This is a genomic window from Vreelandella zhuhanensis, assembly GCF_009793355.1.
Classification (GTDB): Bacteria; Pseudomonadota; Gammaproteobacteria; order Pseudomonadales; family Halomonadaceae; genus Vreelandella; species Vreelandella zhuhanensis.
On sequence record NZ_WTKP01000007.1, the window covers coordinates 171,430 to 195,540 of the forward strand.

Below are 24,111 nucleotides of genomic sequence, written 5' to 3' on the forward strand. Positions count from 1 at the left end.
GGAGATACCATGTACAAGAAAATCCTGTTGCCAGTGGATATCAACGAGGAAAGCTCATGGGAGAAGGCGTTGCCCACGGCACTGACGTTGTGCAAGACCTTTGGGGCCTCGTTACATATCGTCACGGCATTACCGGACTACCGGATGCCCATGGTGGGCTCCTATTTTCCTGAAGGCTTTTCCGAGAAGGCGCATGAAGCCATCTCGCAAGCACAGCATGAATTCATCCAGCAACATGTGCCGGAGGATATCAAGGTACAGAGCGTGATCGTCGATGGTTCGCCGTGGGAGGCGATCATCAAGGCCGGGAAGAAATTGGATGCAGATTTGATCGTCATGGCCTCGCACAATAAGCGTAAGTTTATCGATTATGTGCTGGGGCCCAATGCCGAGCATGTGGTACATCACTCCAAGATTTCAGTGATGATCGTGCGTTGAACGATTTAAATCGATGCTAAAAGCCATTCTGGTGGATTTTTTGTATCGTTTAATGGTGTTTGCGGACAGAGGGTGGGGAACTCGGCTACATTAAACTGGCATTACGACATTATGTCGGGATTAACGGTTTAAGGGTGAACCACAGGAGCCATGCCATGAGTGAGGCCACGACAAAAACACAAGCCTACGCGGACACCTCCTCCAGGGTGCAAATTTCGATTAACAAGATAGGAATGGAAAGACCGAGAGCTTGGTTGGCCGCCGGTTTCGAAGATTTCCGGCGTGCCATGGCAGTCAGTCTGTCATATGGGATGTTTTGGGTCGGGTGGAGCATCGCGATTACCGTAGGTGCCTTTACCTTGGGTTATTGGCATTGGCTATTGCCGCTGATTGCGGGCTTCATGTTTCTTGGACCGCTGGTTGCGGTAGGTTCTTATGGGATCAGCCGTGCCCTTGAGCAAGGCCGGCCGGCTCACTTGGGGGATGCCTTCGGTAGCTGGAGAGCCCATGCCGGACAGCTGGCGATGATGGGCGTGATGATGATGATCTTCTTCATGGCCTGGATTCGCTTGGCGACGTTATTGTTTGCCTTGTTTTTCGGCTTTGAAGTGCCCAGCCCCGAAGCGCTGTATACCTCTCTTTTAACCACGCCTGAAGGGCTAAGCATGTTGGCTGTGGGTACAGCGGCAGGAGGGGTGCTGGCATTTGGGGCTTTTACCATCAGTGTGGTGGCGATTCCTACCCTCATGGACCAGGACCTCACCTTCATGGAAGGCATCGAAGCCAGCGGACGTGCTGTGTCGAAGAATTTCCGTCCCATGCTCTTGTGGGCGGCGATACTGACTGGCTGTGTTCTGGTGGGCGTGCTTACTTTTTATATCGGCTTGGCGTTGGTGCTTCCGATACTGGGTCATGCCAGCTGGCATGCCTATAAGGACCTCGTTCGTATCGATTATGTGAAAATTTGAAAGAAAATTGGAAGGCAAAGCAGTCGTTGAAGAAAAGCTGAATCAGATAGTAAAGCCTGAAATTTGTTGGATGACCTGACCTTGACCATAAGATGGCGTATTCTTGCGCCATCTTTTTTATGCCGAACAACAGAGTGTCGAGTCGTTAGACTATAAGGGGCCGCTACGTGAAAAATATAGTGTTGGGATGGGTCATGGTGATGGGAAGCGTGATTCCTTGGGCATCGCTTTACGCCGAAGACAAGCTTACCTTGGCACCGCCCATCGGCTCGGCCATCTTGACGGTAAGTGGCGATATTGCGGTAACCAACGTGGGAGATGAAGCTCAATTCGATCTTGCCATGTTGGAAGCAATGCCTTCTCACGGCTTTGAAACGAGAACTCCCTGGACGGAAACGTCTGGTTATTACAGCGGTCCGTTGCTGCGTGACTTGCTTGAAACGCTTGGCGCTGAAGGAGAAGACATTTACGTAAGGGCTCTTAACGATTACGAGGCTACTCTCCCGATTGCCGATCTGCATAACTACGATGTCCTGTTAGCCATACATCGTGATGGTGAAATCATGCCGATTCGCGAATACGGGCCGCTCTGGGTGCTGTATCCCTTTGATGACCATGTAGAACTGCTCGGCGAAACGTTTCGTTTTCGTTCGGTGTGGCAGGTAATGCATATTCATGTTCGCTAAGCATTCCCCCATGAATGCTCCCCAGGTGTTGCGTTATCCGCGGCGTTTGAAAAGCGTCGCGATTATTGCCGTTGTGTTGTTTGCAGCTGCCTTGGTGGTGGCGTCCCTAGTCGCCTGGCGTCAGGACGGGCTGACGCGCAGCCTGAGAGAAGACACCGCATGGGTGGCGTACAAGCTCGACCGAGATACGGTTCAGCTACTTAATTATCTCTTGAGTACTTTGCCGGCCCCCTTCGAAGACGCGGAAAAACAAGAGCTTAATTTACGCTTCGAATTACTTTATAGCCGTATCAACCTACTGACTAATGGAGAAATCAGGGAGTTGTGGCAAAGCATTCCCGCCGGTCAGCTCTTGATTCCCCAGATCCAGCAGACATTGGATGCGCTGGACCCGCTGATTACTCCAACCGCTTCTTTTGATACGCCGCATTTGCGTGAGCTGGAAGATCGACTTAAAGCATTGGCGCATTTGACCGAACGTTTTGTGATTGCATTCAATGGTCATTTGGCGGAAGCAGCCACCCAGGCGCGTAACCAACTGAATATCTTATACAGCCTCTTGCTTAGCTTGATTATGGCAATGAGCTTGGCAGCGCTGTTAGTGGTGATCTTCCTGGTGCGAGAAATGCGTGAAAGTACAAACGCTAGGCATGAGCAGGAGCTTCTGAGCCATAAATTGAAAATAACGGCTCATCAAGCCCAAGCAGCCAGTCGTGCCAAATCCGACTTTTTGGCCATGGTCAGTCATGAGGTGCGTACGCCACTCAATGGCGTGATCGGAATGAGCGAATTACTCCTGGCGCCGATTAAGGCTGAAAATGTCAGTGACTACGCGCATACGATCCATGAGAGTGCCAGCCAGCTGCTGGAACTGATCAACGAAATTCTCGATTTCTCCAAGATTGAAGCCGGACATCTGATACTTGAAACCAGTCCTACCGAAATCAAGCCATTAGTGAAGAGCGTGGTCGCATTGTTTGATCCCAAGGCGCAGGCCAAGGGAGTTGCCTTGAGGGTAACGTTTGATTCCGAGCTTCCCGAATGGATACTGATGGATGCCAGACGGTTGCGCCAAATTCTGCTCAATTTGATTGCTAACGCCATCAAATTCACTGAGCACGGAAGTATTCAGGTAAGTGTCTTTACCCGCGATAGTGGCTTGCATATAAGCGTCAGCGATACCGGTTGCGGTTTGACCCCATCGCAACAGGCCCGCTTGTTTGAACCCTTCCAACAGGCAGATAATAGCGTGACTCGGCGCTATGGCGGTACCGGTTTGGGCTTGGCGATATGCAAGCGTCTGGTGGTTGCCATGCAGGGCCAAATAGAGGTGGAAAGTACTCCCGACCAAGGGAGTGAGTTCTTGTTGAAGCTACCGTTGGTGAAAGCAGAACCGGAATCGTCACTTGGTGCCCTTGTTCCTGCCCAGCACCATTTCGACGGAGTAACCCTGTTGTTGGTGGAGGATAATCCGGTCAATCAAAAAGTAGCGGTGGGCATGCTGGAGTATTTGGGCTGCAAGGTAATATGTGCGGGCACTGGCAACGAAGCCTTGAGCCGTGTGGACAATCAGCAGGTAGCGCTAATTTTCATGGATATCCAGTTACCGGACATGGATGGGATTGAAACAACACGTCAATTGCGTGCTCAAACCGGCTGGCTGAAGGATGTACCTATCGTCGCCATGACCGCTGGTGGTTATGATGATGATCGTGCTCGTTGTCTTGCTGCGGGCATGAACGGGTATATCACCAAACCATTATCGTTGACGGCCCTTAGCGAACTGCTTTCCCGGCAACTGGAAACCCCGCTTTCGCCACCGCAACGGTTGTGCTGGTATGACTCTGCGGATTTGGCGCCGTTGCTGGATATCGCGATCCTGGAAAATCTGAATGCCATGCTGGGTGTCCAAGGAGTGGCTCAATTGGTGGAACTGCATCATCAGAATATTAGTCATTATATCGCTGATTTAATGGCCCTGTCAGAAACTGAGAAAACAGCCGCTAAGTACGCCGTAGAAGAACCCTCGAGTCGCGCATCGCCAATTCGAGAAATTGGTCGCTTGGCACACCAGCTACGCGGTGAATCGGCAAGCTTGGGGGGCGCACGTCTGGCCCAGCAAGCCAAAATCGTGGAGCTTCTAGCTAAGGAAGAGAATCAATTTCAAATAGACGCTGCCTTGCAACAGTTATTTGAAACCGCGGAGCGTACCTTGGCGGCTATGGGGGCTTGGAGAAGCGTGCATGTCTCTGGTTAGAAACGTTCGGGACGTTTATTAAAATACGCCAGTGCCCGAACGGAGCTTTTATTCCCCACGCACTATTTTTCGTGCCTTATCCCGCCCATTTTTTGCTCTTTCTCGCTATAAGACAGCGAAACTTTGCTGCATCATGGCGGCTTTGCCCAACACAAGGCGGATCATGAGCGATATCGAAGCGCCGGATTTACACCAACAGCGGCTTCTTCACGTGGTGGAGCGGCTGCGTGACAGCGGTGCTCGCAAAGTACTGGATTTGGGCTGCGGTTCGGGTGGGCTCTTGCAATATCTACTCCATCAGCCTCAGTTCGAGAAATTGGTAGGCTTGGAGTTGAGCGGGGAATTGCTGGCTCAAGCCAAGTTTCGTCTGGGTAGGCTGCCGCAGGCACGCCAAGGGCGTCTGGAGCTGGTATGCGGTTCTTATACCGAACATCACCCCGCGCTCACCGGGTTCGCGGGCGCGGCCATGGTGGAAACCATCGAGCACATCCCTCCAGAGCGTTTATCCGCTGTGGAGCAGGTGGTTTTCGGTGGGTTACGCCCCGGCTATCTGGTCATGACTACCCCCAACAGCGAATACAACCCGCTGTTCGACCTGGAAGACGGCGAGTTTCGTGACCCCGACCACAAGTTTGAATGGCCACGCGACCGCTTTCGCGATTGGGCTCAGGGCGTAGCGCGGCGTAATGGTTATCGCGTGCGTTTCGGCGGGGTCGGGGAATGGCATTCGCATCTTGGCCAGCCGACCCAGCTGGCAGCTTTCGAGCGCCATGCATCAAAATCATGATTGCTGAGGCTGTGTTTCCAGCCAACGGTTCGCCAAGCGCCGAGCCTGCTCAATGTTGGAAACCACCGCCAGTTTTCCGGCTTCACGCTTGATTCCCGCACGCTTCAACTTGACCACCATGCGCGCGGGCAGGCCGATGAAAATCACCCCTACCTGCTGGTCGTGTAACTCCTGGCGTAATCCATCCAGCGCCACAATGGCGGTGGCATCAAGGCTGGGTACGTCCTGCATGTCGAGCATCACAACATTCACCCCATGATCGACGATACGCAGCGATGCCATGGCTTTTTCCGCGGCACCGAAGAATAGAGGGCCGGATATCTTGTAAAGCGTCACGTTGGCGGGCAGATGATAGGTGGCTTGATCTTCTGGACTATTCAGGCGCCGGGTATGAGTGAGTTGCGCCATGCGCCGAATGAACAGGGCGGCGGCCAGACCCATGCCCACGGCGACGGCCAGCACCATATCGAAGATGACCGTCAGGCCGAAGCAGATCACCAGTACCAGGACGTCAGTGAACGGAGCGCTTTTCAAGGTGTGGACGAAATGGCGCGCTTCGCTCATGTTCCAGGCAATGATGAACAAAAGTGCCGCCAGTGCCGCCATGGGCACCAACCCCAAGACGCCGGCCAGCGCCACCACCGCCAACAATACGACAAGAGAATGCACCAGCGCCGCTACCGGCGAAAAAGCCCCGCTCTTGATATTGGTGGCGGTGCGCGCAAGCGCCGCCGTGGCCGTGATGCCGCCGAAGAACGGTACGACGATATTGCCGATACCTTGGCCCATTAACTCGGCATTGGGATCGTGTCGCGTACGCGTCAGACCGTCCGCCACCACGGCGCAAAGCAACGATTCAATGGCGGCCAACAAGGCGATCGCCAGGGCCGGGCCGAGCAGCTCCCGAATCAAGTCGAAATTCACGTTGAGAGGCGTGCCATCGGCTCCCGGCAAGTGCCAGGGAGCCACCAGGCTCGGCGCAAAAGGCGGAATGCCGCTACCGCTTTGGCCTTCGAATTCCCAGCTAAAGCGCGAGGCGATGGTATCCACGTCGCCACCGAACGCCATGAGCAAAGCCGCTGCCAGGGTTCCCACGGCCAAGCCGACCAACGGCGCGGGCACGGCCGTATTAAGGCGGGGCCATAGCAGCAAGGTCGCCAGAGTGATCAGCCCGATGCCCAGCTCCGCCGGAGCGATACTCGGCAGGGCCTGAACAATGGCGACGGCGTTGTGCGGCGTGCTGTCGCCAAGCGCCACCCCAGACAGGCCCAGAAAGTCAGGCACCTGCAACAGGGCGATCACCACCCCTATCCCGGCGGTAAAGCCTAATACCACCGGGTAGGGGACGAACTGGATCAGGCTGCCCAGCCGCGCCAGGCCCAGAGCGACGAGGATCAGACCCGCCATTAGCGTGGCGATCAGTAGCCCTCCGATGCCGTGATTGGCCACGATCGGAAACAGAATCACCACGAAGGCGGCGGTGGGGCCGGAAATATTGAAGCGTGAACCACCGGTCAAGGCGATAACGGCACCGGCCACGATAGCGGTGTAGAGGCCGTGCTGGGGCGGGACCCCGGTAGCAATTGCCAGCGCCATGGAAAGCGGCACGGCGACAATGCCGATGGTCAACCCGGCCATGAGATCGCGCTTGAAGGCGGCCAGGCTGTAGCCTTCGCGCCAGGCATTGAACAATGCCCGGCCGGGAAGTGGAAAGAGGTAACTGGGGGTCTTGGTTCTGCGCGACATTGCCACCGTGCCTTAGCGGAAGGAGCCGGTACGCTACGCCCACCCCAGGTGGCTCGCAAGGCGGCCAAGGTATGACAGAGCTTCCAGCCCCTTTAATGGATCAGGTATTGGAAGCCGAACATCAGCACAAAGGCCAGGGTCACCATGGTGGCCACGGCTGTGCTGGACGCATCCTGCATGGCATCCGGCACCAGTTCGGCAAACACCATCCAGATCATCGCCCCGGCGGCCAGCCCCAGCCCGAACGGCAGGAAAGGCGCAAACAGGGTGACGAATAGAAACGCCGGTACCGCCATCAACGGCTGGGGCAAGCTGGTGAAAATGCTCCAGCCCCCGGCCTTCCATACCGACATGCCGCGCGGTATCAACACCAGGCTGATCGCCAACCCCTCGGGAATATTGTGTACTGCAATGGCGGTAGTAATGAACATCCCCAGCGACTCACCGCCGCCATACGACACTCCGACCCCCACGCCTTCGGCAAAGGAATGGATGGTCATCACCCCCAGTATCAACAAGGCCTTGCGGGCGTTGGCCCCATGCAGGTCACTGATGTCCGGGGCGCCGCGTCGAGAAATCCACATATCGGATACATTGATCAGTACCAGCCCCACGACCATACCCAGCATGGTCAGCCAAGGGTCATTATTGGCCCCTTCCACCAGCAGACTATGGCTGGCGGCCAGCATCAGACCGGCAGCGGTCGCATTGAACAGGCTGAGCCAGTATCTGCTGAACTGCTTGACAAACAAGAAGGGTAGCGCCCCGAGGCCGGTGGCCAGGGCGGTGATCATGGCGGCGACGAACACCGTCCATAAAGTGACATCGAACGACATGAGCGGCTCCTGAGCTTTCAACCGATAGGCGATCCGGGTCGTGGCCGAAGAAAATAAACCAACAAGAAATAAGTTAAGAAGGCTAAAGCTTAATCGGCGTGCTCATTGAACACAAAATCTTGCGGCTTGAACCCAAGGAGCATGGCACATAAAAAAACCCAGCCTGCAGGCTGGGGAAAGAGGAACCACTAAAAATGGCTAATGATAAAAGTGTTACAGATAAAAAAGTACCTACTGACGTTCAGCCTTGGGTAGCGTCCTCCGGCGGTTCGCCGATGGTGCCGGGCATGGCCTGGATATTGCCCTGCTGACCGGCCAAGGCCAAGAAGTGCAGGTGGCGCTCATACTCGGCTACCAGATCGCCAATCACCTGACCACGTGTATAGCCGTTCAGGTCTTTATCCTGGCCACCTTCGGCAAGGTAGACATCGAGGCGCACATAGTAGTCGTCATCCGCCGGAATGAAACTCGGGGTGCGCATGCGATGCGGGCAAACCTGATACACAAAGCTGGTGGCATCGCCAAAATCGACCTGTAGCGTTAGGTTGGGAAGTGATTCTCCCTCCGCATGCTCTTCGGTGACGTTGGCCGTCTGGCCACGGCTTTCAAGCTCCTGGGCAAACTGCGTCATGGCCGGGCGAATCGAATGCTCTATCGTCGCGGCGGCACCGGCGCGGTTGGAGGTATCCAGGGCGCGGTCCAGGCGCTCACGCCAGTCGCCTCCCGGGGCGCTACCGGCAATCTGGCGCCGAGCATCGGCCTTGCTGCCTTCGAGCTTCAGCGCCTTGACCATGCCCACCATGATCGCAAAGATCACCAGCGAAAAAGGCAGTGCCGTGATCACCACCGCACTTTGTAGCGCAGCAAGGCCGCCCGCCATCAATAGTGCAATGGTGATAAGTCCGATGATGGCCGACCAGAAAATACGCAGCTTTACCGGGGCATCATGGTTCACGTCACTCAGAATGGAAGTGAAGTTGGCCAGTACCAGGGCACCGGAATCCGCCGAGGTAATGAAGAACACGATCCCCAGCACCGTTACCACGGCAGCGGTAATGGACACGAACGGATAATATTCCAGCAGGGTATACATCGTGGTTTGCGGCGTGTTCAGCGCTTGAACGCCCAGCTCGACGACACCCTGGTTGGCAACGAGGTCTATCCCGCTATTACCGAATACCGACATCCATACCATCATGAACGCCAATGGAATGAACAGGGCACCGGCGACGAATTCACGAATGGTACGTCCGCGCGAAATGCGCGCCAGGAACAGGCCGACGAACGGCGTCCAGGCAATCCACCAGCCCCAGAAGAAGATCGTCCACCACATCTTCCATTCCTGGGCTTCCTCACCGGAAAAGGCGTAGGTGTCGAAGCTCTTGCCCACGAAACCGGACAAGTAGTCCCCGGCATTGAGCACCAGTTTATCCAACAGTGCCAAGGTGTTGCCCTGAAACAGCACGAACAACATCAGCGCCAAGGCGAGTAGCATGTTGAACTCGGACAGGCGTCGGATGCCTTTTTCAACCCCGCTTACTACCGAGATGGTGGCCAGAATCACCACCAGGGCAATCAGGATGATCTGCACGCTCAAGCTTTCCGGCACATCGAACATGTATGCCAGGCCGTAGTTGAGCTGCATCACGCCGATACCCAGGCTGGTCGCGATACCGAAAACGGTGGAAATCACCGCCGTGATATCCACGGCATTACCGATTGGGCCGTGAATGCGCTTGCCCAGCAACGGATAGAGCGCACTGCGAATCGCCAGGGGCAGACGATGGCGGTAGCTGAAGTAGGCCAGGGCCATCCCCATCAACACATACAGGCCCCAACCGGAAACCCCCCAGTGCAGGTAGGTCTGGACGACGGCGTTACGCATCGCCGCCTGGCTTTCCGGTGTAAGGTCCGGCGGCGCCAGGTAGTGGGCCACAGGCTCGGCGACACTGAAGAACAGCAGGTCGATACCGATACCGGCGGCAAACAGCATCGCCGACCAGGAAAGCAGCGAAAATTCGGGGCGCGAATGATCCGGCCCGAGGCGAATGCTGCCATAGCGCGAAACGCCGATCAGTATCACGAACACCAGGTAGGCCACGATGGCCAGCATGTAGTACCAGCCGAAGGTTTTGCTGACCCAGGCCAGGCCAGCATCAAAGAATGCTCCCGCCTGTTCGGTGAACAACATGGTGAGTGCCAGAAACACAACAATACCGGCGACGCTGCCATGGAAAACCACGGGATTCAGCCGGTCACGAGGGGCCTGGACGGGGTTGTCATGCGCCATGCAGGGCTAACTCCTGTCGTTAAGGGAAAGGTCTTGGAGGTTTTATTTTAAATGAACGTTCAAATAAAATACCCGCTTTCCCCCGGTGCTTCAAGTCGTGTTTTGCGCAAGCCGAACGCAGAAACGCCCGGCAGGGCCGGGCGTTTCAAGTTAACTATGGGCTATCCATGGATTTATCGATAAGCGTTAGTCGCTATTGCGCTCACCACGAGGGTCATGGCTATCGCGGACCTTTTCGCGCATTTCCGCCCGCATTTCCTGCATGGCATCGTGCAAGGCCTGTTGTTCGTCTTCGTCGAGAATTTCATCCATGCGTTCGCGGTGCTGGTCGCGTAATTCACGCATGGCGGCGCGATATTCTTCATGGGTGCTGGTGAGTTCTGCGCGGGTCTCTTCATCGAGCCCGGCGCGCTCATGTAGCGCTTGGCGGTTTTCCTCATGGAGCTGCATGCGTCCATAACCGCGCTCTGTCTTGTCGTCGTCCTGGCCGGCCTGCGCGGTCAAGGTGAAAGGGGCGATGGCCAGTGCGAAAAGGGCGGGCGCCAAAAACTTGCTGATACGTTGAGCGGTCATGTGAGCTCTCCTTGTGAGTGGACAACTGCAGTATCATCGGACGCTGTGCAAGGTCATTGCAGATACTGTGCAACAATCATGACTTCCATCTCTTAGACTATCCCTCAAACTATCTTTCAAACCATCACTCAAGGGAGCGCTCAGGTGAAAAAGTGTCTGTATCTAGTGCTGACGGCAGGCGTTGCCTTGATGCTCGTCGGGTGCGGGGGAACGCATCTGGCAAGCCAAGGCGAGCCGGCGGCGACGACCGCTGACGCAGGAAGAGATTCGTTGGATTTCAAACGCCTGGAAGGACAAATCTATACTCCCAGCGACTGGCCGGAACCCCTTGAAGCGAATGTCTATCTGCCCGAAATGCCAGGGGACGCCTTACGGCCCGCCGCCCTGGTGGTTCACGGTGGCGGCTGGCAGAACCGGGGTCCTGAAGATATGCGGAGCATCGCACGAAAGCTGGCTGAGCAAGGCTATGTGGTGATCAATATCGAACACCGCAAGGCGCCCGAATATAAATTTCCCAAACCACTCCATGACCTCCAGCAAGCCATGGCGTGGCTGCATTCACAGGCTGATGCGTGGCGGGTGGATACGCAGCGTATCGTCGGGGTGGGATTTTCGTCCGGGGCGCATCTGGTAAGCCTGCTGGCACTTACCGGTGCCGAAGGCCCCTTGGCCGAGCCTTATGGCGGCGAGCATACGCGTCTGGCGGCCGTGGTTGCCGGCGGCTTGCCAAGTGACCTGTTCAAGTTCGCCGATGGTCGCCTGGTGGTTGAATTCATCGGCGGTACCCGTGCCGAGGAACCCGAAGCGTATTACTTGGCATCTCCCGCTCGGCATATTACCCCGCAAGCGCCGCCGTTCTTTCTCTTTCATGGCACTTGGGACCGGCTGGTGCCGGTGGATCACGCCACGGATTTCTATGATGAACTGAAGGCCAACGGTGTGGAAAGCGAACTTTATCTGCAGCATTTTCGCGGCCACATCACCAGCTTCTTGACCCGGGGCAACGCGGTGGATGCAGGTATCGCCTTCCTCAATCAGCAGGTGTTCTAGCCTTCGGGTTGATACTTGTAACCGACGCTATAGACCGAACGAATGATGTCATGTTCGGGCAAGGCTTCGTTGATCTTCTTGCGCAGCTTCTTGATGTGGCTGTCGACGGTACGCTCGGACACGATACGGTGGTCACGGTACATGTGATCCATCAGCTGTTCGCGACTGAAGATGCGCCCGGGCGCCTGCATCAATACTTTCAATAACTGAAATTCCACGGCGGTCAGGGCGATGTCCTGGCCATCGGCAAGTGCTCGCCAGCCGTCTTCGTCGAGAGACAGCAATGCCTGGGAGGCCAGGGCGACGGGAGCATCCTGAATCGCCTGGCTGCGACGCAGCACGGCCTTGACGCGGGCCACGACTTCTCGTGGGCTGAAAGGCTTGCAGATGTAGTCGTCAGCGCCCAGTTCCAGGCCCAGCAGCCGGTCGACTTCTTCCACCTTGGCGGTGAGCATGATGATGGCGATATTCGGCCAACGCTGGCGAATTTCCCGGCACAATGTCAGGCCGTCGGTGCCCGGCAGCATCAGATCCAATAACACCAGTGAAGGAGTAGTAGCGGTCTCTTCCAGCCAGGGTAGTACCTGGTCGCCATGGCTTAGGTGATGGGTGGAAAAGCCATTGCTTTCCAGGTAGTCCGTCACCAGGCGAGCAATCTTGGGTTCGTCTTCGACGATCAGCAGATGATCGGTTGCATTTGATGTCATTGGATTTTATCCGTCAGAAGAGGAAATGTCAGTGTCCAGCACAGCCCGCCAAGGGCGGAGGTCGAGGCGACCATGGTGCCGCCATGGGCCTTTACCAGGGCACTGGCAATCGAAAGCCCTAGGCCGCTGCCGCCACTGGCGCGACTCCGTGAACCTTCCACCCGGTAAAGGCGCTCCGTCAGGCGGTCGAGTTCCCGTTCGGGAACGCCGGGAGCGCTGTCTTGCCAGGTCACCACCGCCTGGTCCGCCTTGCGGTGCAGGCTCACTTTCAAAATGCCGGGCGGTGAGGTATAGGCGCAGCTATTGTCCAGCAGGTTGTTCCATAACTGGCGCAGGCGTTGGCTGTCACCCCGAATCATTACCTTGGGGGCAATCTCGGTGCTGAGAGTCAGGCCGCTGTCGGCCAGCCAGCCATGGGCGTCGAGCAGGCGGGTCTTGAGACTGTGGCTGAGATCCAGGGGCGCCAGTTGCGTTTCCAGGGCACCGGCATCGCTCTGTGAAAGCAGGCGCAAGTCGGTCACCAGGCGTTCGAGCTGGCTGACTTCCTGCGCCAAAGAGCCCAGGTTTTCCTGGTCTAGCGGGCGAATCCCGTCCTGCATGGCTTCGATTTCACCGCGCAAGACGGCAAGGGGGGTACGCAATTCATGGGCGGTATCCGATACCCAGCGAGCGCGGGCTTCACGGTTGGCTTTCAAGGTGGCTGCCAGGACATTAAAATCCTGTGCCAGGCGCGCCAGCTCATCGCGGCCGCCGCCTTTCAGGCGAGTGTTGTAATCGCCTTCCGTCAGCCGGCGAGTCGCCAAGGCTAGCGCTCGGGTGCGCCGCCCCAGCCACCAGGAAAGTCCCCCGGCGAGCAACAGCGAAGCGACACCCAATGAAGCTAGAATAATCATCAGGTTGCGCTGTTGGCGCGCGAGAAAGCCGCGCTCCATACGTTCCATCATCTGTTGCGGTGGCCGATAGCCCAATTCTCCGATGACGGCATTGTGGTAGCTCAACGGCAACCAGTGCCAGTCAGCGGCGGCGTCGGGGTCTTCTTCTTGAGGCGGAATCACGAAAGCGCCGTCGGGGGCGCGCAGCACGAAGTCATGAGCTTCTCCCAAGGGAGACGGTCGGCGACGGCGCTCCACGGCCAACGCCTGACGTACCAATAGCGGCCAGCGCTCGGGAGAACGGGCCAGCCACTCCCAGTCGCCGTGCTGACTCCACTGTTCTACCAGCCCTTCGGCCAAGGTTTCCGCACGGCGCTGCTGTGCCTGGTTCAGATAATCCAGAAAGCCGCGGTCGATGCTGTGAGACACCGCAAGGAACACCGCGGCGGAAATCGCCACATTGACGCTCAGAATGATCACGAACAGTTTGAGCCCGAGGGGCGAGATAGCCCATCGAAAAGAAGGCCTTGCCATCAGGACATGGCTCCTTTATTTGAAGAGAACGCCCTAGGCGCTCCCGGAAATTTCCAGCCTCAGATACAGGCAGGACGCCAGTGCCAGCAGAATCACGGTAGCGAACAACATACCGAAACCCATCGAAACCGCCATGGGAATCATGAAACGCGCCTGGCACGAGGTTTCTAGAATCATCCGCGGTGCTTGCGGTTGGCGTAGTTGATTAGCCTGAGGCGTGTCTACACGAGTATCGACTGCATGCTAGCATCGCCGATCGGCGCGCAGCGATTGGGCAATAAGCGTGTAAACAATGTGCAAATGGGTGGACGATTCAGGCCGTGGCGCATGGCAAGTGCATGATTAAGCTATTCACCGTCCATTTATCCGCCTCTTGATAACCTGAGTGCAACGCTTCCCCAAGACGCAGTGGGCTAAAAACTGGATAATGGCCGCCAATCAGCCTATGGCCTAGACCCATTTCTCTATCCGGACCCCCGCTCATGGAAATCAAAGTCAATTACCTCGACAACCTCCGGTTGGAGGCCAAGTTCGACGACTTCAGCGTTATCTCGGACCAGCCAATCCGCTACAAGGGCGACGGCTCGGCACCCGGTCCGTTCGATTATTTTCTGGCCTCTTCGGCCATGTGCGCCGCTTACTTTGTGAAGGTGTACTGCAACGCCCGCGATATTCCCACCGAGAATATCCGCCTTTCCCAGAATAACATCGTTGACCCGGAAAACCGCTACAAGCAGATTTTCAAGATTCAGGTCGAGCTGCCGGAGGATATCTCCGCCAAGGACCGCGAAGGCATTCTGCGTTCCATCGACCGCTGCACGGTCAAGAAAGTGGTGCAAACCAACCCCGAGTTCCAGATCGAGACGGTCGAGAACATCGACGAAGACGCCCAGGCGCTGCTGATGGGCGCACCGGAAGGCGGCAGTACCTACATTGAAGGCAAGGATCTGCCGCTGGAGCAGACCATCGCCAACATGAGCGGGATTCTGGCGGGTCTGGGCATGAAGATCGAGATCGCCTCCTGGCGCAATATCGTGCCCCATGTATGGTCGCTACATATCCGCGATGCGGCCTCTCCCCTGTGTTTCACCAATGGCAAGGGTGCCACCAAGGAGAGCGCGCTGTGCTCGGCGCTGGGCGAGTTTATCGAGCGGCTGAGCTGTAACTTCTTCTATAACGATCAGTTTTTCGGGGAAGAAATTGCGGGTGGTGCCTTTGTTCACTACCCCGATGAAAAGTGGTTCCAGCCGGGGCCCAACGACGAGCTGCCCGAAGAAATTCTCGATGAGCACTGTTTGGAGATCTACAACCCCGACGGTGAGCTGTGCGGCTCGCACTTGATCGACACTAATTCCGGTCGTACCGATCGCGGCATCGTCTCGCTGCCGTTTGTGCGCCAGTCGGATGGGGAAACGATCTACTTTCCGTCGAACCTGATCGAGAACCTGTTCCTGAGTAACGGCATGAGCGCCGGCAATACCCTAGTGGAGGCGCAGGTACAGTGCCTCTCGGAGATTTTCGAGCGGGCGGTGAAGCGCGAGATTCTCGAGCAGGAACTGACGCTGCCGGATGTACCCCAAAAGGTATTGGACAAGTATCCGAGCATTGTCGCAGGCATTGACGCCTTGGAAGACCAGGGCTTCCCGGTGCTGGTTAAGGATGCCTCCATGGGCGGGCAGTTCCCGGTGATGTGCGTCACCTTGATGAACCCGCGCACCGGCGGCGTGTTTGCCTCATTTGGTGCGCACCCCAGTTTCGAAGTAGCGCTGGAGCGCAGCCTGACCGAGCTGCTCCAGGGCCGCAGCTTCGAGGGCCTGAACGACCTGCCGTTACCTACCTTCAATTCCCAGACGGTCGCCGAGCCGAACAACTTCGTCGAGCACTTTATCGACTCGGTGGGTGTGGTTTCCTGGCGTTTCTTCAGTGCCAAGCCGGACTTCGAGTTCTACGAATGGGATTTCTCCGGCACCAACGAGCAAGAAGCCGCGACACTGCTGGGCATCTTCGAGGAGCTGGGCGCCGAAGTCTATATGGCGGTGCATGAGGACCTCGGCGCGCCGGTGTGCCGTATTCTGGTGCCGGGCTATTCGGAAGTATATCCCGTGGAGGAACTGATCTGGGATAACACCAACAAGTCGCTGGAGTACCGCGAGGACATTCTCAACTTGCATGGCCTGGATGACGATCAGCTGGCCGACCTGGTTGCGCGCCTGGAAGACAGCCAGATGGACGACCATGCCGATATCATCACGTTGCTCGGCATCGAGTTCGATGAAAATACCGTCTGGGGGCAGCTCACCATTCTGGAACTCAAGCTGCTTGTCTACTTGGCGCTCCAGCGCCACGAAGAGGCGTTGGACTGCGTGCAGATGTTCCTGCAATACAACGACAACACTGTCGAGCGCGGCCTGTTCTATCAGGCGGTCAACGCAGTGCTGGAAATCGCTCTGGATGACGACTTGGTGCTTGAAGACTACCTGCACAGCTTCCAGCGCATGTTTGGCCAAGACACCATGGTCGCCGTGGTGGGCTCGGTAAACGGCGAGGTGCGCTTCCATGGCTTGACCCCGACCAATATGCAGTTGGAAGGCTTGGACAGGCACCTGCGTCTGGTCGAAAGCTACAAGAAGCTTCACGCGGCCCGCGCGGCTAAAGCGGGGATGCAAGCTACCGCCGCGCATTTCTGTTCTTGACGGGTTGCGTTTCTTGACAAGATTAGACTGACTGGTCTACTTTGAGCCTATGGAAAAGACAGCCACGAAACAGACAGGCATGAAACAGACGGCCACTCGTGACAGATTGATCGAGGCAGGTGCTGAGTTGATTGCTCAGCACGGCTACAACGCCACCGGCATCAATGCCGTGCTCAAGGCGAGCGGTGTGCCCAAGGGGTCGTTCTACCATTATTTTTCCAGCAAGGAAGATTTCGGTCTGGCGGTGATCGTAAGCTTTGCCGAGGCATACGATGAAGCCTTGGCGCAGTTGTTGGAAGATACCTCGGTAACGCCGCTGGAACGACTGCAGCGTTATTTCGCTGCCGGGCGCGCTGACATGCTCACTTGTGACCATGCGCGTGGGTGTCTGATCGGCAACCTGGGCCAGGAACTGGCCGGACAAAGCGATGTGTTTCGCGACACCCTGGATAAAGTCTTTCAGCGTTGGGAGCATCGCCTGGTGACTTGCTTGAACGACGCCCAGGCCGTCGGTGAGATCGCCGCTGATATCGATACCCACGACCTGGCAAGTTTCATTTTAGCCGGCTGGGAAGGCGCCATCCTGCGTGCCAAGACACTCAAGTCGGTGACGCCCATGCAGCGTTTTGAAGATATTCTGTTCAGCCAGCTGTTAAAACCCTGACATTGTTCCTTCGTTGAAGGCACACAGCTTCGTTAAATACCCATTCCTGGTTCCTGAAGGGTTTGGGTAGGCACCGTTTATCGTCTACTCTCTAGTAGACCGGTCTAACATAAATGATTCATGAACCACCTTAAGGAGGCTTTCATGGCAACACCAGACGTATTGTTTCAGCCGCTCAAGCTAGGCGATCTAGAGCTGCCCAACCGGATATTGATGTCGCCCTTGACGCGTTCGCGTGCCGCCCAGCCCGGCGATGTGCCCACTGCCATGAATGCTGAATACTATCGCCAGCGGGCAAGCGCCGGCTTGATCATCGCTGAGGCAACCCAGGTCTCACCCCAGGGCAAAGGCTACGCCTTCACGCCGGGCATTCATTCACAAGCTCAGATTGAAGGCTGGCGCCAGGTAACCTCGGCAGTTCACGCGGCAGGCGGGCGCATCTACCTGCAACTGTGGCACGTGGGGCGCATTTCTCATCCTGAGCTTCAGCCCGACAATGCCCTGCCGGTCGCCCCTTCGGCAATCAAGCCGGAAGGCGCCAAGACCTTTATCAGCGCTGATTCGGGTATGGTGGATATCCCCACTCCTCGCGCACTGACAACTGAGGAAATGCCCGATATCGTCGCCCAGTATCGTAAAGGCGCGGAAAATGCCAAGCAGGCCGGTTTCGATGGGGTGGAGGTGCATTGCGCCAACGGCTATCTGCTTGACCAGTTCCTGCGCAGCGGCAGCAACCAGCGCGATGACGACTACGGCGGTTCACTCGAAAATCGCCTGCGTCTGCCGCTGGAAGTCGTGCATGCAGTGGTCGATGTGTGGGGCGTCGAGCGCGTCGGCGTGAGGGTATCGCCCACCGGAAGCTTCAACGCCATGCAGGACGATAACCCCGAGGAAACATTCGCTGCCTTCGCCAAGAAGCTGGATGCGCTGGGCATCGCCTTCATCGAAGTGGTGGAAGACTCCTTCCAGGGCAATCATGCGAACGGCCGTCCCGAAAGCGTCATCGAAGCCATTCAGGCAGTCTTTTCGCGCACCTACATTGCCAATGGCAACTACACTGCCGACGAAGCTCGGGAACGTATCACCGCCGGCAAGACCGACCTGGTGACCTTCGGGCGGCCTTTCATTGCCAACCCCGACCTGCCTGAACGTTTCCGGCGCAATGCCCCGCTCAACGACTGGGACGACAGCACCTTCTACGGAGGCGATGAGCACGGTTATACCGACTATCCCTTCTTGAGCGATACCTGAGTTTCAGGTCAACGTCTTTTATCATTCACGCACTACATTTCATTTCTGTAAGGAGATTTCATGTCCGAGATCAACGCAAAAGTCGTCATTATCACCGGTGCCAGCAGCGGCCTGGGCGAAGCTACCGCACACCGTTTGGCCAGGGGTGGTGCCAAGCTGGTACTCGCCGCACGCCGTGAAGAGCGCTTGAAAGCCCTGACCGATCAGATCAATGAGCAGGGCGGTGATGCGATCTACCGGGTGACCGACGTCACCAAGCGCGAGCAGGTCGAAGACTTGGCCCAGGCGGCAAGGGATACCTACGGACGTATCGATGTGCTGATCAACAATGCTGGCGTGATGCCGCTGTCACCGCTCAACCGTCTCAAGGTTGACGAGTGGGAGCAGATGGTCGATGTCAACATCAAGGGCGTGATGTACGGCATTGCTGCTGTGCTGCCGACCATGCGCGACCAGCATTCCGGCCATGTGATCAACCTGTCTTCCGTGGCGGGGCATGTGGTGTTTCCCGCCGCGGCGATTTACTGCGCGACGAAGTTTGCGGTCAAGGCGCTTTCCGAAGGACTGCGCCAGGAATCCAACGGCGAGATTCGCTCGACCAATATCTCCCCCGGGGCAATAGCCACCGAACTGACCACCACCATCAGCGATGACAAGACGGCGCAGGGTGTCAACGAGCTCTACGAGATGGCGATCGACGCCGATGCGATTGCACGTGCCATCGCCTTTGCCATCGAGCAACCCGCCGATGTCGACGTTAACGAACTGATCATCCGCCCGACGCAGCAGCAGCTGTAACGCAGTATGTGAATTAGTTTTAATTCATTTACTTTTGAACCTAATGTCTTGAGGCATTAGGTTTTTTTGTGCAAGCAACCCCCCTCACGCGCTGAAAATAATTACAAGCCGGGCCTGGTGAGGCCAAACTTGTAAAATTACCAGTGCCCATAGAGTTTGACGTTCTCATGGGGATAGTCGATATGCTCAAACTCCAGGCTGGAGTGCTCAATACCGAAATGTTCTTTTAGGCGCGTTTTGATATCCGCCTTGATCGCTTCAAGATGCTGCCAGCCAGCCTCTGTGATCACCACGTGGCAGTCAAGGGCTGCGGTGTTCTCCTGCATTTGCCATAGGTGAACGTGATGAACGTCCTTTACATCATCGACATCGCGCATCAGGTCAATGACCGCCTGCCCGTCGATATCGGGCGGCGAACCCAGCATCAATGTACGAATAGGGCCGCTAATCTCGGTAAAGGCGAGATAGAGAATGTATAGCGCAATGCCGATCGTAATCGCTGGATCGACCCAGCGTACATCGTATAACAGGATCAGTGTTCCCCCCACGATCACGGCGATCGACGCAAACGCATCGGACAGGTTGTGCAGAAAAAGGGCCCGGATATTAACGCTATGTTTCTGCATCGACCAAGTGAGAAATGCGGTGAGCGTATCGACGGCCAGTGCCACGCCGCCGATGATAACGATCACCCAGCCTTGAATCTCCGGCGGGTCGATCATGCGCATGGCGCCTTCGTAAATCAGGTAGATGCCAACGAGAATCAGCGTGGTGTAATTGATCAGCGCCGCAACAATCTCGATGCGGCCATAGCCGAACGTCATCTTCGCGTCTGCCGGCCGCCTGGCTATCTTGCGGGCGGCAAAAGCAATGATAAGTGCCGCCATGTCAGAGAAGTTATGCAGCGCATCCGCGATCAAGGCGAGGCTGCCCGACAGAATGCCGCCGATAATCTGAGCCACGGTCAATAGCCCGTTGGCCCAGATGGATAGGGTCACGCGCCGGTCACCGGAGGCGGGATCAATGAGATGGTGATGCTCGTGATGATGTCCCATGCATTATCCTCACTTTGTTTTTCGCAAGCGACGCTGCCCAGTTCAGGTGTTGCGTTGGCCTTTGGGGAGAAAGGGAGTGGCTACGCGTCACCCAAGAGAAACATCGAGAAATAGCATGATAACCAAACCGATCGAAAGACCGAGCGTCGCCTTGTTCTGGTGACCGTTGCGGTGGGTTTCGGGAATGATTTCGTGGCTGATAACGTAAAGCATGGCCCCAGCGGCGAAAGCCAGGCCCCAAGGTAGAAGCGGTTGGGATATGCTCACGATGCTCGCTCCCAGCAAGCCACCGATTGGTTCGACCAGGCCTGTCAAGGCGGCGATCATCCACGCTTTCCATCGGGAGTAGCCTTCACCCAATAGAGAAATGGCCACCGCCAGTCCTTCCGGCATGTTCTGAAGACCTATCCCGATCGCCAACGGCAACCCTTGTTCGAACCCGCCGGCACCAAAACCAACGCCGACAGCAAGCCCTTCCGGCAGATTGTGAATAGTGATGGCGATGATGAATAGCCACACTCGGCGAAGTGAAGCGGCCTCGGGTCCTTCTCGGCCCTGCTGGAAGTGTTCATGGGGAAGGCGCTCATTCAGCAGGGCAATCGCTCCAATACCCATCAGAATCGAAAGGCAAGCAATGGCGGCTGGCAAGGCAGTACCACCGTAGAGTAGCTCTGATGCTTCCAGGGAAGGGATGATCAGGGAGAAAAAGGACGCTGATAGCATCACCCCGGCCGCGAAGCCCAGCGCCAGATCGCGGAAAGCGCGGCCTGGTACCTTGCCAAACAAGACTGGCAGTGCTCCAACAGCAGTGAGCAAACCGGCTGCCAGGCTGCCAAGAAACGCCAGGACAATCGGAGGGGTGGTTTCCATGCAGTTATCCTATTGAAATAGACCTGAATTCAACAAAAGAAGCGTAGTACCTGGTGTTGTTAATGCTTTTGCACGCGGACGGCCACCCCACCCAGGCACCACCATCAACCCGAAAGCGACAGAAAAAACAGGATCAACGGCGGGGAGAGCAGCGAGAGTATGAAGCCGCTGACCACGGCTACCGGGACGCAGGCCACGCCGCCGTGCTGTTGAATCACCGGCAGGGTGAAATCCATCGAGGTGGCGCCGCCGTAACCGATGGCCAGTGCCGCGTAGCGGCGAATGACCAGAGGAATCAGGATGAAGGCGAATAGCTCCCGGGTCAGGTCGTTGAAAAATGCCACCCCGCCCAAGAGCGGCCCCAGGTGTTCACCGATCAGGATAGCGGAGAGCGAATACCAGCCAAACCCGGCGGCCATGGCCAGACCTTCATTCCAGGAAAGCGACAGCAGCGGCGCTGCCACCAGCCCCGCCAGCAGCGAACTTGCCGCCAACGTAAGGGCAATGACCAATCCCAGCCGGTTGAGCAGTATCTGCCTGAGCGGCATGCCGGAGTTGCGTAATTGGCAGCCGATCAACACCAGCAGCAGGTAAAGGGTCCACTCAGCCAGGGTTTCCGCGCCATGAAAGAGGCTCACCCCCATCCATGGGCCAAGAATCAATCCCGCGCCTACTCCCCCGGCGACCACCCCGACCAGCATGAGCGAACCCGCCATGGCGGCCAGCTTGCTGGTGGGAGCATTTTCCACCACAGGCGAGGTGCCCCCACGCAATGCGACCCGATGCGAAAGCCACCACAGGGCCACGAGGTTGAATAGCGTGGTCACACTGAACAGCAGCAGCGTCTGTCCGCCCAGCCGCGATAGCTGGCTGGCCAGATTTTCCAGCCCCGCCAGGCTGATGCCCATGAACAACAGGATGGCATAGACACACAGATTGACCGCCTGATTGACGATATTGAGTACGGCGGTGGAGCGCAGCGCTACCAGATAACCCAACACTAAGGGTAAGAGAACGATAACAAGACCGGAGAGCATTTAGGGCGTAGCGCCCCCCTGGGGTTGGAAGTGGGTCAAGGATAGCCTGGTTTCTCGGCGGCCTTCGCGCCGATAGTCGGCGGACAGCACCAGGCCGGGAAAACCGGGATGGAAGCTGAGTTGCAGCTGACGATCGGGTTTTTCCGCGTCGACCAGCGCCACGGTGAGGGCATCAAATTCACCGGCGGGCAAGCTGATCGGACCACGCTGAACGAGATAATACGCGAATTGTTCCTCACGGCCACGGTGATCAAGGTAATTGATTTCACAAGGAGAGGTTACCACACAGCCGGCATTACCCGCCTGGCGGGAGAGCTCGAACAGGGCGGCCTGGCGGTCCGGCAGGAACATCTCGGCTTCTTCCAGCTGATAGGTGTCGCCAATGCCGAACAGGGCGTAGCTGCTGTTGTAAACCAGCGAATGCACGCTGTCTTCATTGACAATGAAACGGCTGCGCTCAGCCCCTCTGGCAACCGTCACCGAGAAGCTCATGTCGCTGAGCCAATGATTATCTTCCTGGCTTAATTGATGAATGATGGTGGCGCTCGGCCAACCGCGCATTTCAAAGCGATACTGGGCTTCGAACGGCTTTGGCTCGGCCAAGGGCGTTTGCTGGGTGTGGATGGCAGCCTGTAGCGTGCCGGCTCCCACACCACTCAAGAGCGAAAAAAATGCAACCGCGACCCAGGCATGCGCCGGTACCCGAAACAGCCGACTCGCTAGCCGGAATGCTGATACAGCAGAATTAGCCAATGGCACTTGCTCCAAAACGGTTCACGCAGGTTCCACGGTCAGGGCAATAACCGCAGCCTATAATAAGCATAGGAACTCTTGGTGCGCTCTTGGTTCCGACAGTGGTGCTAGCGCTTATTAGCGTTAGCGGGCAAGCGTTGCCGAACCATCGAGTATACCGCCATTGGCAAGGGAGTCAGTAACCGGCGTCGCGATTGACCGTATCCAGGGGTTCCCCCGCTTCAAAGCGACGAATCATGTCGGCGACCTGGTCCACGGCTTCCTTGAGCGGTGTCGGGGCGGCCATGTGCGGCGTGATGATGACGTTGGGGTGTCGCCACAGCTCGCTGTCTTGCGGCAAAGGCTCCTCCTGAAAGACATCCAGCAGAGCGCCACGCAGATGGCCGGAGGAAGAGGGCGTACCCAGTGCATCGAGTAACGCCCGCTCATCGACGAGGCTGCCACGCCCCGGGTTGATAAAGCTAGCGCCTTCGGGCAACTGTGCGAGACGCCGGGCATCGAGCAGCCCACGGGTCTCGGCGGTGTCCGGCAGCAGCGTGACCAACGTCTTGACGTTCTCCAGCAGGTGGTTCAAGCCGTCATCGCCGTGAACAGCCTCGACATCGTCGAGTTGCTTGGGCGAACGGCTCCAGCCGATCACCGGGAACCCTTCCTCTGCCAGGCGCGTGGCGACCTTGCACCCGATAGCGCCTAACCCCAACACCCCCACCGGCCAGTCGGCCTTGTCGGGAACCATGATTTCGCGCCATTGCGCCTGCTGTTGCTGGAAGCGATACCGATCGAAATTGCGCTGGAAATGCAGCACCCCATAGAGCACGTAGTCCACCATTAAATCGCCCATGCCAGCATCGCGCAGCTTGACGATGGGCACATCGCTTGGGCGCCCCGGGTTGCGCAGCAGGGCATCCACGCCCGCGCCCAGGTTGATGATGCCCTTGAGCTGTGTCTGTTCGCGCAGCAGCTGTTCGGAGGGCTTCCATACCGCCAGGTAATCCATGTCACGACGTTGCTCGGCAGGAGCATCACTAGTAATCACCTGAGCGTCTGGCAGGCGTTCGGCCAATGCATCGCGCCAAGCCTCAGCGTCGTCGATATGCACAAGAATCTTCATGGCGAAGGCTCTCCTTCAAAGGGTAATGAACGTAAGGGTTTATTGCCCATGATGGGTGAGCCCCATTGTCGAGTGCAACCACCCGAAGCGCTTTGGCGGGCTGAATCGGCTTTATTCATCTTTTGATACAAAGGC

At 57.0% G+C, this 24,111-nt stretch carries 22 protein-coding genes; 10 read left to right on the forward strand and 12 right to left on the reverse strand.

The annotated features are described in order from the left end of the window. Positions 1–9 precede the first annotated feature (9 nt). From GPM19_RS11275 to GPM19_RS11295, 5 genes are all read left to right on the forward strand, one after another. Positions 10–438: a universal stress protein gene (locus GPM19_RS11275; protein ID WP_160419135.1), complete on the forward strand. Its 429-nt coding sequence runs from the start codon at positions 10–12 to the stop codon at positions 436–438. 155 nt (positions 439–593) lie between these two features. Beyond that, positions 594–1,406 carry a DUF2189 domain-containing protein gene (locus GPM19_RS11280; RefSeq protein ID WP_160419136.1) on the forward strand — a complete coding sequence of 271 codons (813 nt, stop codon included), beginning with the start codon at positions 594–596 and terminating at the stop codon, positions 1,404–1,406. A 167-nt stretch (positions 1,407–1,573) separates the two neighbouring features. Next, positions 1,574–2,092, forward strand: a complete 519-nt coding sequence (locus tag GPM19_RS11285; protein ID WP_319928118.1) for a putative pterin-binding protein — start codon at positions 1,574–1,576, stop codon at positions 2,090–2,092. Further along, positions 2,082–4,349, forward strand: coding sequence for an ATP-binding protein (locus GPM19_RS11290; protein ID WP_160419137.1), 2,268 nt, complete (start codon positions 2,082–2,084; stop codon positions 4,347–4,349). Before GPM19_RS11285 ends, GPM19_RS11290 begins: the two co-directional genes overlap by 11 nt. A gap of 163 nt (positions 4,350–4,512) precedes the next feature. Continuing rightward, the gene (locus GPM19_RS11295) at positions 4,513–5,136 is read left to right on the forward strand and encodes a methyltransferase domain-containing protein (protein ID WP_160419138.1); all 624 of its coding nucleotides are present in this window, start codon (positions 4,513–4,515) and stop codon (positions 5,134–5,136) included. Here GPM19_RS11295 and dauA read toward each other — a convergent pair. The 4 genes from dauA to GPM19_RS11315 all read right to left on the reverse strand — a co-directional run bounded on the left by dauA (position 5,131) and on the right by GPM19_RS11315 (position 10,581). Then, positions 5,131–6,882: a C4-dicarboxylic acid transporter DauA gene (gene dauA / locus GPM19_RS11300; RefSeq protein ID WP_160419139.1), complete on the reverse strand. Its 1,752-nt coding sequence runs from the start codon at positions 6,880–6,882 to the stop codon at positions 5,131–5,133. The genes GPM19_RS11295 and dauA overlap by 6 nt on opposite strands. 92 nt (positions 6,883–6,974) lie before the next feature. Continuing rightward, on the reverse strand, positions 6,975–7,718 hold the full coding sequence (locus tag GPM19_RS11305) for a ZIP family metal transporter (RefSeq protein WP_160419140.1): 744 nt from the start codon (positions 7,716–7,718) through the stop codon (positions 6,975–6,977). A gap of 241 nt (positions 7,719–7,959) precedes the next feature. Next, positions 7,960–10,008 carry a choline BCCT transporter BetT gene (gene betT, locus GPM19_RS11310; RefSeq protein WP_160419141.1) on the reverse strand — a complete coding sequence of 683 codons (2,049 nt, stop codon included), beginning with the start codon at positions 10,006–10,008 and terminating at the stop codon, positions 7,960–7,962. Between the two features lie 186 nt (positions 10,009–10,194). Further along, the gene (locus tag GPM19_RS11315; RefSeq protein ID WP_160419142.1) at positions 10,195–10,581 is read right to left on the reverse strand and encodes a hypothetical protein; all 387 of its coding nucleotides are present in this window, start codon (positions 10,579–10,581) and stop codon (positions 10,195–10,197) included. Between the two features lie 189 nt (positions 10,582–10,770). Here GPM19_RS11315 and GPM19_RS11320 point away from each other — a divergent pair, with 189 nt between their 5' ends. Next, a complete protein-coding gene (locus tag GPM19_RS11320; protein ID WP_160419196.1) occupies positions 10,771–11,631 on the forward strand; it encodes an alpha/beta hydrolase in 861 nt (286 codons plus the stop codon). On the opposite strand, the gene GPM19_RS11325 is transcribed toward GPM19_RS11320, so the two are convergent. Genes GPM19_RS11325 through GPM19_RS11335 form a run of 3 tightly spaced genes read right to left on the reverse strand, consistent with a single transcriptional unit; the run spans position 11,628 to position 13,921 of the window. After that, positions 11,628–12,338, reverse strand: a complete 711-nt coding sequence (locus GPM19_RS11325; RefSeq protein ID WP_160419143.1) for a response regulator — start codon at positions 12,336–12,338, stop codon at positions 11,628–11,630. The genes GPM19_RS11320 and GPM19_RS11325 overlap by 4 nt on opposite strands. Beyond that, positions 12,335–13,744: an ATP-binding protein gene (locus GPM19_RS11330; RefSeq protein ID WP_160419144.1), complete on the reverse strand. Its 1,410-nt coding sequence runs from the start codon at positions 13,742–13,744 to the stop codon at positions 12,335–12,337. The genes GPM19_RS11325 and GPM19_RS11330 overlap by 4 nt, the downstream gene beginning before the upstream one ends. Positions 13,745–13,777: 33 nt before the next feature. After that, entirely contained in the window at positions 13,778–13,921 is a 144-nt protein-coding gene (locus GPM19_RS11335; RefSeq protein WP_160419145.1) for a hypothetical protein, read from the reverse strand. A 305-nt stretch (positions 13,922–14,226) separates the two neighbouring features. Here GPM19_RS11335 and GPM19_RS11340 point away from each other — a divergent pair, with 305 nt between their 5' ends. The 4 genes from GPM19_RS11340 (at position 14,227) to GPM19_RS11355 (ending at position 19,150) form a co-directional block, all read left to right on the forward strand. Continuing rightward, entirely contained in the window at positions 14,227–16,437 is a 2,211-nt protein-coding gene (locus tag GPM19_RS11340; protein ID WP_160419146.1) for an OsmC domain/YcaO domain-containing protein, read from the forward strand. Between the two features lie 79 nt (positions 16,438–16,516). After that, the gene (locus tag GPM19_RS11345; protein ID WP_160419147.1) at positions 16,517–17,101 is read left to right on the forward strand and encodes a TetR/AcrR family transcriptional regulator; all 585 of its coding nucleotides are present in this window, start codon (positions 16,517–16,519) and stop codon (positions 17,099–17,101) included. A gap of 144 nt (positions 17,102–17,245) precedes the next feature. Then, positions 17,246–18,352, forward strand: a complete 1,107-nt coding sequence (locus GPM19_RS11350; RefSeq protein WP_160419148.1) for an alkene reductase — start codon at positions 17,246–17,248, stop codon at positions 18,350–18,352. 60 nt (positions 18,353–18,412) lie between these two features. Beyond that, positions 18,413–19,150, forward strand: a complete 738-nt coding sequence (locus tag GPM19_RS11355; RefSeq protein ID WP_160419149.1) for an SDR family oxidoreductase — start codon at positions 18,413–18,415, stop codon at positions 19,148–19,150. A gap of 137 nt (positions 19,151–19,287) precedes the next feature. On the opposite strand, the gene GPM19_RS11360 is transcribed toward GPM19_RS11355, so the two are convergent. The 5 genes from GPM19_RS11360 to GPM19_RS11380 all read right to left on the reverse strand — a co-directional run bounded on the left by GPM19_RS11360 (position 19,288) and on the right by GPM19_RS11380 (position 23,976). After that, on the reverse strand, positions 19,288–20,205 hold the full coding sequence (locus tag GPM19_RS11360) for a cation diffusion facilitator family transporter (RefSeq protein WP_160419150.1): 918 nt from the start codon (positions 20,203–20,205) through the stop codon (positions 19,288–19,290). An 87-nt stretch (positions 20,206–20,292) separates the two neighbouring features. Continuing rightward, positions 20,293–21,075: a ZIP family metal transporter gene (locus GPM19_RS11365; protein ID WP_160419151.1), complete on the reverse strand. Its 783-nt coding sequence runs from the start codon at positions 21,073–21,075 to the stop codon at positions 20,293–20,295. A gap of 104 nt (positions 21,076–21,179) precedes the next feature. Next, the gene (locus tag GPM19_RS11370; protein WP_160419152.1) at positions 21,180–22,112 is read right to left on the reverse strand and encodes a LysO family transporter; all 933 of its coding nucleotides are present in this window, start codon (positions 22,110–22,112) and stop codon (positions 21,180–21,182) included. After that, positions 22,113–22,871: a hypothetical protein gene (locus GPM19_RS11375; RefSeq protein ID WP_371829363.1), complete on the reverse strand. Its 759-nt coding sequence runs from the start codon at positions 22,869–22,871 to the stop codon at positions 22,113–22,115. 169 nt (positions 22,872–23,040) lie between these two features. Then, positions 23,041–23,976 (reverse strand): 2-hydroxyacid dehydrogenase, encoded by a 936-nt coding sequence (locus GPM19_RS11380; RefSeq protein ID WP_160419153.1) that lies wholly within the window; start codon positions 23,974–23,976, stop codon positions 23,041–23,043. Between the last annotated feature and the right edge of the window lie 135 nt (positions 23,977–24,111).